The sequence below is a fragment of the Cyclobacteriaceae bacterium genome, from assembly GCA_030584025.1.
In the GTDB taxonomy this organism is placed as follows: Bacteria; Bacteroidota; Bacteroidia; order Cytophagales; family Cyclobacteriaceae; genus UBA2336.
The window spans coordinates 2,047,285-2,059,753 of record CP129487.1 but is presented as its reverse complement, the minus strand read 5'-3'; the positions used below and the strand labels follow the sequence as shown (position 1 = coordinate 2,059,753).

Below are 12,469 nucleotides of genomic sequence, written 5' to 3'. Positions count from 1 at the left end.
CCGGATGGGACTGAGGAGGCGAAGCTATGAAAAATTGGGGGTAAAGGGGTTTTTTAGTAGGTTTGATGCTTCGTTTTGAAACCATGACTGTCTTAAGAGTATTCTTGTTTCTCGCCTTGATTATTGGTGCTTCTTCCTGCGTTACCAATAAGAAATTTGTGTTGTTACAAAAGGAGGATATGCATAATCAGGAGGTGCTTTTAGATACTACAGTTCGAGCATATCAACCTGTTTCCTATGACTACCTGTTGCAGCCAGAGGATATTGTATATGTTCGCTTTGAAAGTCTAACTCCAACTGACTATGATTTTTTAAATCAGAATAAAAACGTTTCGGGGCAAAATTTTAATCTGCAACAGGGTTCAGGTTTATTGATTGGTGATTTATTGGATCAAAATGGTGAGATCCCTTTTCCATTTATAGGTAAAGTAAAACTTGGAGGCCTCACAGTCTTTCAAGCTCAGGATAAACTTCAGCAAATTGCAGAGCAATACCTCGATAAGCCTGTAGTAAAAGTGCGATTGATTAATTTTCGCTTTACCGTTTTGGGTGAAGTTAACAGCGAGGGCACGGTTACACTCAGCAACAATCGGGTGACTATGTTGGAAGCCTTAGGATTGGCTGGAGGTATGACCGATTTGGCAGATCGGTCAAAAGTTAAATTGATACGCCAACAAAATGGTGAACTCACTGTTCAATATATCAATTTACTAGATGAAAATTTCATCAATTCGCCATACTATTACGTTCATCAAAATGATGTTCTTCTTGTCCCATCTTTAAGGCAACGACCTTATCGTAAGTATTTCGGGCAAAATCTTTCCTTGGTGATATCCTCACTATCTTTGTTACTGATTACGTTTACCCTTATCAATTCCACAAAATAATGTCCGAATCTTTTTTTGATCAAGGTAATCAAGATGCCCCTCAGGGATTTGTGTTGGATTTCAAAAGAGTACTCGCACGTGCACTACGATTTTGGTACGTTGTTGTATTGTTCCTAAGTGCTGCATTCATTATTGCGTTTTACAAAAATCGGTATACCCAGCGGGTCTATCCCATTACAGCTTCTATTCTTATTCGTGAAATGCAGGATACGCGGGGGGCTGAAATTCTTTATAGTAATTCCATTATTGATCCCTATAGAAATTATTTGAATGAACCGTATATAATTAAGTCATATCCACTTATCGAAGATGTTGTACGTGAGTTGAATTTTCACATTTCTTTTTTACAGGAAGGATACATTGTAACGAGTGAGACGTATGTCAATGTTCCCGTCAGGGCATATTGGTGCGGAGCAGAACAAGTCACTACGGGTAAATTAATATTTAAGTTAATAGATGATAAACAGTTCTCCCTGGTTAAACTCTCAGAACGCGATAACGAAAGTGAAGTTCAGATTTTTAATTTGAACGATTCAATCGTCTATAAGGATTATGCGCTTTGTTTCAGGTTAAATCCAGACAGGAGAGGAGCATTACAGGTTGGTGTTCCGTTTATTCTTGATATTGATAATCCAACAGATGTAGCAAGGCAATACATTTCCAGGCTGAAGGTTGACTGGGCAGAGGTTGGAGCCGGAATTATTAACCTGAGTATTACCGGGAATAATCCTGAGAAAGAGATTGATTTCATGAATGCTCTAATCAGGAATTATGAAGCTCTTGATCTCGAAAAGAAGAATGAAACGGCATCACGTACTGTAAACTTTATCAGTCGTCAGCTTAGTGAAATACGTGATTCACTAAGAACAGTAGAGTACCAATTGGAACGGTTTGGGAATAGTTCTCGAATTAAGGACATGAGTGGAGATGCGCAACGGTTGTATGCAAAACTTGAAGCGTTTGAGATTCAGCGGGCAGAGCTAATGATCAGGCAGAATTATTACAAATACTTAAAAGAGTACATGACTCAGGCTGATGGCAAGATGGATCAGATCATCCTCCCATCTTCCATGGGTATTACTGATCCGATACTGAATTCTTTGCTTGAAAAAATTATTAACCTTCAGATTGAGATAAAACTCTATGCTGATCCTGAGCGTTCTCAAAATCCATTATTACAAGAGCGTATTGAGCGAATTAATAAGTTGAAAAAGGATGTTGAAGAAGCGGTTAGAACACTTCAATCAACAGATAAAATAAAGACGGATTTTCTTGCACAACAGTTGCGGGAAACTGAAAAACAACTTAGTCTGCTTCCTGCCTCTGAGCGACAGTTGATCGCCATTCAACGTAATTATTCTTTGCTCGAAAACCTGTATGTGTTCTTAATGCAAAAGCTTTCAGAAGCTAATATTTCAAAAGCTGCAAACACCTCAGATATTGTCCCGGTAAATCCGCCTATGCGTGGCGGTGCTATTTCACCCAAGCCTATGCAAAATTATTTTTTGGCCTTGGTTATTGGTTTAGCACTCCCTTTAGGTCTGTTCGTAATTTTTGAGGTGCTGAATAACCGCGTTCAATCTAAAGAAGATATTGAAAAAATGACCAATATGCCTTTTTTAGGAGGCGTTGGGCATAGTATATCGGGTAGCAACCTTACTGTGCGCGATAAACCTAAAAGTGGCGTAGCGGAGTCGTTCCGTGCACTTCGTTCAAATCTGAATTACTTTACTGCAAATCAAACCCGCCAGATATTTATGGTAAGTAGTTCTATCAGCGGGGAAGGGAAAACATTTACCACCATTAACCTGGCCACCGTATTCGCGCTTTCCGGAAAGAAAACGTTGATTGTTGGTGCAGATATGAGACGGCCTAAGATTTTTGAGGATTTCAATTGCAGCAACACTACCGGCCTGAGCACCTACTTATCCCGAATACACGAGTTTAATGAAGTAGTACAACAAACCGAAATCGAAAATCTGTATTTGGTAAGTGGTGGTCCGGTACCGCCTAATCCTTCGGAGTTATTACTGACGGATCGGTTTGATGAGTTTATTAAAAATACACTTGAGCAATTTGAGTATGTAATTATTGACACGCCTCCATTGGCGCTGGTTACCGATGCATTTGTGATTTCCAAGTTTGTAAACCATACTGTTTTTGTTTTGCGCCAGAACTATTCACCTAAGGAGTTTGTGCGCAGTATTGATGAATACTACCGCAGTGGTAAACTTAAAAACATGAGCATTATGCTCAACGACATATACAAGTCAGGCCTTGGGTATGGTTATGGACAAGGTTATGCGTATAACTATGGCTACTCATATGGGTATGGAGGTGGATATGGGTATTATGAGGACGAGAATTCAAAGAAAGACAAGAAGGGCTTTTTTAAGAAACGTAGTTGATGTCCAGACAAGAAATTGTTATAAGGGCTAACAGTAAGAGTAATTTAATTGACTTTGTCGAGCTCTGGAATTACAGAGATTTATTATTCTTTTTGGTACTAAGAAGCTTTAAGGTAAAATACGCACAATCCATATTAGGTGTCGGTTGGGCTGTTATTCAACCTTTGGTTGCCACGCTTATATTCACAATTATTTTTGGTCGCGTGGCAAAGGTTTCATCAGACGGGGTACCTTACTTTCTTTTTAGTCTTTGTGCCATGGTACCATGGAATTATTTTAGCAATACCCTTACTGACTCAACAAATAGCTTGGTTCAAAATACCAATATGCTTTCGAAGGTGTATTTTCCTCGAATAGTATTGCCTCTCGCAGCGGTTTTTTCAAAATTGCTTGATTTCCTTATCGGTCTGGTTTTGTTAATTATTATGATAGCCATTTATGAGTTTCCTTTTTCATGGAATGTGCTACTGTTGCCACTACTGATTATTGTTTTATTGTTGAATAGTTTGGGACTTGGGCTTTGGCTCTCAGCGATGGCTATTCAGTATAGAGACGTAAAGCATGCAATGACTTTTTTGGTTCAATTTCTCATGTACCTTGCGCCCGTAGTATACCCGACAAGTAATATACCTGAAGATTATAGATTGATCTATGCCATTAATCCTATGGTGGGTGTAATAGAAGGTTTTCGGTCAATCTTCTTGAACACAGGTCCGATGCCATGGACTTATCTTGGGATTGGTTTTGTTGTTTCTCTTGTTATTTTTCTTTTGGGGATTTTGTATTTCAAGAAAGCAGAGCGTCACTTTGCTGATGTTGCTTAGTATATATGGATTCAATTTCTGTTGAAGCTGTTAGTAAGAGATATCGTATAGGGGTTGCTGAAAATAGCTCCAGTACACTTACTGAAAAGGCTTTAAATTCGCTAAAAGCACCTTTTAGGAACTATAGGCGTTTACGCAATTTATCAAGATTTGGACAGGATGATGAAAGTGTTTTTTGGGCACTTAAGGAAATTTCCTTTACTGTTAAAAATGGCGAAGCGTTTGGTATAATTGGTCACAATGGCGCAGGGAAAAGCACCTTATTGAAAATTTTGGCAAGGATTACTCAACCCTCATCAGGAGAAATCAGAATCAGAGGTAAGGTGTCCTCTTTATTAGAGGTAGGCACAGGATTTCATCCGGACTTAACGGGTAGAGAGAATATTTATATGAATGGTACCATCCTTGGGATGCGTAAAAGTGAGATTGATCGTAAGCTAGATCAAATTGTTGCTTTCTCAGGAGTCACCAAATATATCGATACGCCTGTTAAGCGCTATAGTTCTGGTATGAAGGTCAGGCTTGCCTTTTCGGTTGCCGCTCATCTGGAACCAGACATTTTGATTATAGACGAGGTGTTGGCCGTTGGAGACGCAGAGTTTCAACGCAAATGCTTAGGAAAAATGGAAGATATTTCCGGTGCAGGAAGGACAGTACTCTTCGTAAGTCATGATATGACTGCGGTACAGAATTTATGTAGCCGCGCAATACTTCTCAATAAGGGAAGTATAGAACTAATGGGAAAAGCGAGTGATGTCGTAAATTATTATTTCAATAAGGCAACTACAGGAGTTAAATTAAGTGATAGAAGTGAGCGCAGAGGCAAAGGGGATTTCCGGTTTGTTGACTATGGCTTTTTTAATCATTCCAAGAATACTGAAGGGTTAGTTTATTCAGGTGATAGTATAAGCATAGAGTTGAGCTACCGTATTACGGTGTCTCCAGAGGAGTTAAAGTCTCCACACATAGCTATTTCAATACATCATCATAAGTATGGGCTCATTACTTCTCTAAGTAATATGTATGTAGGCTCAGACATAAGTTTCACAAGCTCTGAAGGAAAAATAGTTTGTGTTATTAGTGAGTTGACCCTGTTGCCGGGCACTTATTCAGCTACTATATTTTGTTCAGCAAGTGGAGAACGACAGGATGTTGTTTACAATGCAATCAGCTTTGAAGTGTTACCCCAGGATGTTTTCGGTTCAGGAAAATTGATGGATTTGTCTAAGCAAGGGGTTTTTTATATAAAGCAGAAGTGGGAGTTAAAATGATTATTGAAACCACTAAAGGACGAATCCATCGAACTTTTTTCAATGCAAATACCGGGAAAGTTGGCACCTCGTTAGTTGAGGTTCATCAAGGTGAACCTTTTTCTAAGGAAAGCCTGGCCTGGTATTTTTCAATTGGATACGTGCCCGGAGATAAAACATTATTTGAAAATATATATTGTTTACCGGGTGGTGCCACTTGTAAACTTAGCAAGGGCGGATACGAAGTAATTAACCGATTTTACTATGAAGATTTAATTGATCCGAATAGATTTTTATCCGTAGGTAGACCACAGCTAATTAGGGAGGCAAAAGAAGTTTTGTTGCGGGTTGTAGAGCGGGAGTTTAATGCCAATAAAAATATGGCATTAGGACTTACCGGTGGTTTGGATTCACGGTTGCTTCTTGGGGCATTACTCGATGTTACTGAAGCAAAAAATATTCAAACGTTTAGTTGGGGGTATAAGAATACCTATGACTATGAGATTGGGAGAGCTTTAGCAAAAAAAGTGGGGGTTGATCATATAAGCTATGATTTGAATGTTATTGACTTTTCACTTGAGAACCTGAAAGAATTTGGTGTACGATCTGACTTTAACACAAACTTGTTTGAGCAGCCGCCAATATTTGAATTGGAAAGAGATTTTAAGAATGCCAATATATGGTACGGGGTGCTAGGTGGTACAACCAGTGGTTCGAACTTGCCGATTTCTTCTTTTGAAAAACCTGAGAGTTACTTTCTTTCAACAGAAAGAAAACGAACAGGGGTGCTATCCGATGTTTCGTATTCAATTTTAAATAAATCAATTGCAATTGATGATGTTGCGCAACTTATGAGTGATTATAAGTATGTAGATTTTGATTTGATAGATATTTACAATCATCACGAAAGATTGATTGGTCATTCGGTTTTTTTTGGAACTAACAGTTACTCTGCACCTCTTGCTAGTGATGAATGGATTTCGTTTTCGTTATCTCTACCAAAAAATAGCCGCAGTCGGAAGAGGGCTTTTTTGAAGGATTTAATTAGATTTCATTATCCGGTTTTATCAAAGTTACCATTGGCAAACACAAAGGGTCTCCCACTTAAATATGGGTGGCTTGATTTAATCAAGCATAAATTAAAGAGTTTAGATAGAACTGATAATGGCGCTCTAAGAAAGAAATTTATTAAGCTTCAGGATTTATATAAACGTAAGAACTGGGGAAAGGAAGTTGAGATTCTTTTTGCGGAAAATAGCATTTGCGGGGTTGATTTAAAGGATAGATATGAAGGATTGATGAGCGAAGTGCATAAAGTGAATCACTGGAAAACCTTAGAGCTTATTTTCTCGGTCATGATAATTCATGATGTCTTTTTTAAGCAAAGTAAATAGGTTGTCTATACTTAATTAATTCTAAAAATTTCAATGCGGATATTTTGAAAGAAATAAAAGGGCTATTAAAGGGATTAGTCAAAAGTATTCTAAATAATATAAGATACTTTCGCGGTGCTGAAATTAGTTATTATGGTGTAAAGCTGAAACTATCAAGGACGATTGTTAGTAAAGCTATTGCGTTTAGAATTTATAAAAATAAGTATGAAGTTAATGAGATGAAGATTATAGACGCTAGTCTTACGAGTAGCGATATTGTCATGGAGTTGGGAACGGGTATAGGTTTTATAGCTTTATTTTGTGCTAAAAGGGTTGCGGCCAAACAGGTGTATACATTTGAAGCTAATCCTCTGCTAATTCCTCATATCAAAGAAAATTTTCGGATAAACAAGCAAGAGATCAATCTATTTAATTCCATTTTGAAGCACAAACCGGTAGAACGTGCTTGTAATTTTTATATTTCTAAAGATTTTTATTCGTCAGGTTTAACGCGGCCAAAATATTTCGACCGCACCGTACAAGTTTCTGTAATTGACTTTGAGGCTGAGCTTAATCGGATAGAGCCAACTTTCTTAATTGTTGATATTGAAGGGTATGAATATGAATTATTTAAGGAGTTGGTTTTGCCTTCTGTTGTGAAAAAGATATTAATTGAGCTTCATCCTGAGAAAACTAGCTCGTTTGTAGATATTGTTGGAAATTTCAAAAACATGGGCTTTACAATTAACGAGAGCTATCTTGAATTAAACCAGCTTTATGGTGAACGTTAATGCGAGCGCTACGGAGTATTCGGTCATCATACGTCATTCTGGCGAGCAAACATTTAAAGCGCTACACAAACAGATTTTGAGATATATTCCAGAAGCACGTGTTGCCACCGTTTCTTCTAACTCTTTTGAATCAACCCTTCGTCAGTCATACGAGCAGGCTCTCCAGTTGGGCTACCCTTGGTCTTTACTAATTGATGCAGATATTCTTTTGATTGATCGGTTTTTTTCATTTTATGCACCAAGAGCAATCGAAGCGAATACTAATGCTTTAGGTTTCGCTTTTCGTGTCTGGGACAGATTTTATCAGTCTCCAAAGTTTCGTGGAATTCATTTTTATAATACCCAATATATTGAGCAGGCTTTGAAACATATACCGGTAGAAGGACAGACTTTAAGGCCAGAGTCTTATGTAAAAGAGAGATTGGCAGGAGAAGGCTTGTCTTGGATAAAATACGGTAATATTGTTGGTGTTCATGATTTCTTTCAAAACCCTCGGGATGTTTTTGCAAAAATGGCTATTCGGGCTCATCGAAGTAGTGGTGATTTTGAAGAGTTATTAAGTAGATTATCAAGAAGTAGTGCTAACCAGATTGACTTTATTGTTGCGTGTGAAGGGCTAAGGCATGGCATGACTATGGATAGAGCAGATGTTAAAAATTCCAGGATTCACTATGATGAAGCGTTTCGTAGATGGGTATTAGCATCCCATGCATCTATATCGGATGAAATAAATGTACCGGAATCAGTTAATTTCTTACTTCAAACTTTGATTTTTAGATCATCAATTAAACTGGCCATTAAAAATTATAATTCTTTAATTAAGTGGGGTTGAGTTGATATAGAGATTTTTGTGTGCTAAGATGATTGAACCAGTGCGTACTACCTTAATGAATCCCGGCTCAGCTGGAAAGGTTCGAATTCCAACCGTTCGTACGTGGTTAAAGAAAACCCTTATTTATGTTAGCAAAGGAAGGCTACGTATGTCTTTCTTTTTCTTTGTAGCTGAAGGTTTGAATATTTGTCGAAGCTTTCGGAAATCTGCGGGGAGACTGGAGTGTAGTGTATGTATTAACCGGGTACCTTTTTTTCTACACCATGCCAGTGACTTACGCATAAGTTGGAATGCCGTATGTCCAAATTGTAACTCTCGCAGCCGTCATCGTGGACTTTGGTATTTATATGGTAAGGTCTTGGATGAGATCAGTACTCAACTTAAGATTTTGCATGTTGCCCCCGAACCAATATTTTATCCTTTATTCAAGGCAAATGAGCGCGTATCTTACATTACCGCTGATTATTTGCTGGAGGATGTTGATTATAAAGAGGACTTACAAAAACTAAGTTTTGGAGATGCCTCTTTTGATCTCATTTTGTGCAATCATGTAATTGAGCATGTACCTGATGATGACGCGGCCTTTTCAGAAATTAGCCGTGTGTTAAATGCTGGTGGAAGGGCCATTATTACAATACCAGGAGACTATAGCCGAAATAAGACAGTATATTTTAACCACCTTCGATTCAACGGACATTATCGTGACTATGGTATGGATGTCGTAGATAAAATGAATAAGTACTTCAGTGAAGTTATATATATTGATCTGTCCACATTTAATTCCAAAGCGTTGAACTACGGTATTAAAGCAAATGAGCTAGCATTTGTGTGCACGAAGTGATTCGGGTTTTATACATATTAGGATCCGAAAAGCCCCCAACCTTTATTGCAAGTCAGATAACAGGTTTGCGGCAGCGTGGGGTAATTGAACCGGCTGTTTTGGCAAAGCCCGGTAGCTTCAGGTATTTTCCTGGTGTAAAAATTATTAAAAGCGATTTCGATTTTTTTAGTGCAGCACACATTGTAGCGCGTTTGATGCTGGCTATGTTGTTGGCTCCCCATGTTTTTAAACGAGCCAGGCAACTGGCTACACCTCATAACAGCCGAAAGGCGTGGCTAAAGCGGCTCTACCGTGCATTGATGATCGTTCGGTATAAGCCAGATGTGATTCATTTTCAATGGGCAGCACATATTTCTGACTATGCCAACCTGATTGAATCGGGCCGATATATTACGGTTATAAGTTTGCGTGGCACACAAATTAACGTTGATCCGTTTTTGGATAATCAACTGGCCAAAGCCTATCGTAAACTATTTCCACACTGCTTTTTTCATGCTGTGTCGCATACCATTGGCATGCGGGCGCAACAGTTTGGGGCAAAGGCTGATCGTATACGCGTGATTTATTCGCCTGTACCTGCTCATTTTACTGATTCGTACAAGCCCTTAACTGGATTACCTGATACCAAACTTAAAATTGTTTCCGTTGGACGGTTTCACTGGATAAAAGGATATACGTATGCGTTTGAGGCCATACGGATGTTAAAAGCACGGGGAATACAAGTTGTGTACACCTTGATTGCATCAGGACAAATTCCCGGAGAGATTTTGTACCAGTTGAAGGACCGGGGTTTAGAGCAGGAAGTGGTGATTGTTCCCCATGTTAATTACCGCACCATGCCCAGCGAATTGCAGCAGCATGACGTACTATTGTTGCCAAGTGTTGAGGAAGGAATAGCCAATGTGGTGCTTGAAGCGATGGCTGTTGGCTTGCCGGTAGTGAGTACAATGTGTGGGGGCATGGATGAGGTGATCCGGTCAGGTGAAAACGGGTGGCTTGTGCCCATACGAAATTCGGTTGGTATGGCTGATGCCTTACAGAAATTTACGTCAACTACACCAGAAAAGCTGAACGCTATAACAGAAGCTGCATACCAGACTATACGAACAAAGTTTGATTATCAAACGGGGATGACTGCTTTTGAAGAATTGTACCCATGGGTGCTGAAGCAAAAACAATAGGGCTTGTGCTGGCGCAAACACCTGCGTATACCGAAACATTTTTGGTAAACAAGATAAAAGGGTTGATGGAAAATGGGTTTTCGGTGATGGTGTTTACCGGAAAGCGAGGAGATCGTAAATTTTCCTTGTGCCGGGAGGTCACGGCTTATTCAGTCCCAACAATTTCCTGGTTAAAGCCAGCTAAAATCATGGCGGTGCTGTTGTTAACAGTAGTCCGATGTCCGGTGCGAACCTGGAATTTTGTGAGACAAGAATATTCATTAAGTAGCCGACTAACAGAAACTATCCAACACTTGTTTATTTCGGCTCATATTTTACCCTATAAACTTCATAATCTGCATTTCGGGTTTGCCACATTAGGCGTTGGCAGAGAAAGCTTAGGAAAGGCAATGAAAGTAACCTTATCAACAAGTTTTCGTGGTTTTGATGTGAGCATCTACCCGTTACGTAATCCAACTGTTTACGCCAGGCTTTGGAAGGTGTTGGACAAAGTTCACACCATTTCGGATGATTTGTATGAAACTGCTTTGTCACTTGGATTGAAATCTACCGTTCCGGTGCATAAGATTACACCTGCTATTGAAGTCAGGGATTTTCTTTATCCCAATCGTACCTTTAATGCGGATGAGCCCGTCAGGATTTTAACAGTAGCGCGATTGCAATGGAAAAAGGGATTGGAAGTGGCGCTTGATGCGATGGCTATTTTAAAAGAAAGGGGAGTTTATTTTCGATACACCATAGTAGGAAAAGGAGCGGAGTGGGAGCGACTTGAGTTTGCCAGGCATCAACTTGGTTTAACTGATGAAGTTGAATTTACAGGCGCATTGCCTCATGACCAGGTGAAACGTTTGATGCGTGAGCATGATCTATATATTCAGCCGAGTCTTCAGGAAGGTTTTTGTAATTCCGTACTGGAGGCCCAGGCCAGTGGTATGCTGTGCATTGTTTCAAATGCTGAAGGCCTTGACGAGAATGTGTTGCATGAGCAAACCGGTTGGGTGGTGCCGAAGTGGGATGCCAGATTATTGGCAGATAAAATTCATGAAGTGAGTCAGCTTTCCGGAAAGGAAAAAAACAGCTATTCTCAGTCTGCGTCATCCAGAGTTAGTGAAAAGTTTACACTGGAAAAACAGACCAAGGCATTCACTAGATTTTTTTGGTAGGCAGGGCAAAAATATTAGGTGGAAGAAAATTATTGTTGGACAACGGCTCTAAATTCATATCCAATAGTGAATATTCTAAGTCTATCAAAAGGGGTACAAGGGCATGCTGTTGGTTTGTCTCAATTACAATAATGGGTTTGAATTTTTTGATAAGTTCTTTTGCTCCAAGTAAAACGGAAAGCTCGTTGCCGTCAGTATCAATTTTTATTAAATCACATGATGACAGATTTTTCTGTACCATGAAAGAATCAAGCGTAATCATATTTACCTCTGTTTTTTGTCCGTGTAAATTGGTACGTTCATTAAGGTTGCTTGTTGTTCCGTACAGGTATAAATCTAATTTACCCATTTGATCGCCTACAGCAGCTGATGTCACATGTAGAACATTTTGAAGGTTGTTTTTTTTTACCGAATAGGTTAGTGCTTGGGCAATATCAGGGTGAGCTTCAAAAGCAAATACGCCACCGGATTTGCAGCATGTCGTTGCCCAAACAAGTGATAAAAATCCATAGTTAGCCCCAACATCAAGTATGGTACGATTATTAACTGTAGATCCCAATAAGGTTAAAGAGTTTCGGAGTAATGTATTTTCAATTCCCCGATTTTTTGCTTTTTCTGCAATTTTAATTGGAGCAAAAAAATTAAAGTATGAGTCCTTCTCCCAGTTAACCATTACATTTACCATTCTTGGTTTGCCAGGGTGCGTACGCAAAAGTTTTCCTGCTAGTTGTTTTAGTTTACTTTGTTTGATGAATTTTATTACGGAAATGGGTAGTATCTCGTAAAGTGAGAAGAGTAATCTATTTAACATATTGTAAGAAAAGATAGTGCACGAAGATGAGTTTTAGTGGAATAAGAATTTTGGTTGTTATAGTACATTCTTTTTAATGGTGGTTAAAAGTAGATATAAATATTGAAA

At 39.0% G+C, this 12,469-nt stretch carries 11 protein-coding genes; 10 read left to right on the top strand and 1 reads right to left on the bottom strand.

From position 1 onward, the window contains the following. Nucleotides 1-65: 65 nt before the first annotated feature. From QY309_09210 to QY309_09165, 10 genes are all read left to right on the top strand, one after another. On the top strand, nt 66-887 hold the full coding sequence (locus QY309_09210; protein ID WKZ61659.1) for a polysaccharide biosynthesis/export family protein: 822 nt from the start codon (nt 66-68) through the stop codon (nt 885-887). Beyond that, on the top strand, nt 887-3,295 hold the full coding sequence (locus QY309_09205) for a polysaccharide biosynthesis tyrosine autokinase (GenBank protein ID WKZ61658.1): 2,409 nt from the start codon (nt 887-889) through the stop codon (nt 3,293-3,295). Before QY309_09210 ends, QY309_09205 begins: the two co-directional genes overlap by 1 nt. Further along, a complete protein-coding gene (locus QY309_09200) occupies nt 3,295-4,119 on the top strand; it encodes an ABC transporter permease (protein WKZ61657.1) in 825 nt (274 codons plus the stop codon). The genes QY309_09205 and QY309_09200 overlap by 1 nt, the downstream gene beginning before the upstream one ends. Nucleotides 4,120-4,124: 5 nt before the next feature. Next, on the top strand, nt 4,125-5,390 hold the full coding sequence (locus QY309_09195; GenBank protein WKZ61656.1) for an ABC transporter ATP-binding protein: 1,266 nt from the start codon (nt 4,125-4,127) through the stop codon (nt 5,388-5,390). Beyond that, nucleotides 5,387-6,763: an asparagine synthase-related protein gene (locus tag QY309_09190; protein ID WKZ61655.1), complete on the top strand. Its 1,377-nt coding sequence runs from the start codon at nt 5,387-5,389 to the stop codon at nt 6,761-6,763. The genes QY309_09195 and QY309_09190 overlap by 4 nt, the downstream gene beginning before the upstream one ends. Nucleotides 6,764-6,807: 44 nt before the next feature. After that, nucleotides 6,808-7,533, top strand: a complete 726-nt coding sequence (locus QY309_09185; GenBank protein WKZ61654.1) for an FkbM family methyltransferase — start codon at nt 6,808-6,810, stop codon at nt 7,531-7,533. Beyond that, nucleotides 7,520-8,365, top strand: coding sequence for a hypothetical protein (locus tag QY309_09180; GenBank protein ID WKZ61653.1), 846 nt, complete (start codon nt 7,520-7,522; stop codon nt 8,363-8,365). Before QY309_09185 ends, QY309_09180 begins: the two co-directional genes overlap by 14 nt. 28 nt (nt 8,366-8,393) lie before the next feature. Then, entirely contained in the window at nt 8,394-9,206 is an 813-nt protein-coding gene (locus QY309_09175; protein ID WKZ61652.1) for a class I SAM-dependent methyltransferase, read from the top strand. A gap of 98 nt (nt 9,207-9,304) precedes the next feature. After that, a complete protein-coding gene (locus QY309_09170) occupies nt 9,305-10,387 on the top strand; it encodes a glycosyltransferase family 4 protein (GenBank protein ID WKZ61651.1) in 1,083 nt (360 codons plus the stop codon). After that, the gene (locus tag QY309_09165) at nt 10,363-11,550 is read left to right on the top strand and encodes a glycosyltransferase family 4 protein (protein ID WKZ61650.1); all 1,188 of its coding nucleotides are present in this window, start codon (nt 10,363-10,365) and stop codon (nt 11,548-11,550) included. The genes QY309_09170 and QY309_09165 overlap by 25 nt, the downstream gene beginning before the upstream one ends. On the opposite strand, the gene QY309_09160 is transcribed toward QY309_09165, so the two are convergent. Then, nucleotides 11,534-12,361 carry an FkbM family methyltransferase gene (locus QY309_09160; protein ID WKZ61649.1) on the bottom strand — a complete coding sequence of 276 codons (828 nt, stop codon included), beginning with the start codon at nt 12,359-12,361 and terminating at the stop codon, nt 11,534-11,536. The genes QY309_09165 and QY309_09160 overlap by 17 nt on opposite strands. Nucleotides 12,362-12,469 lie beyond the last annotated feature (108 nt).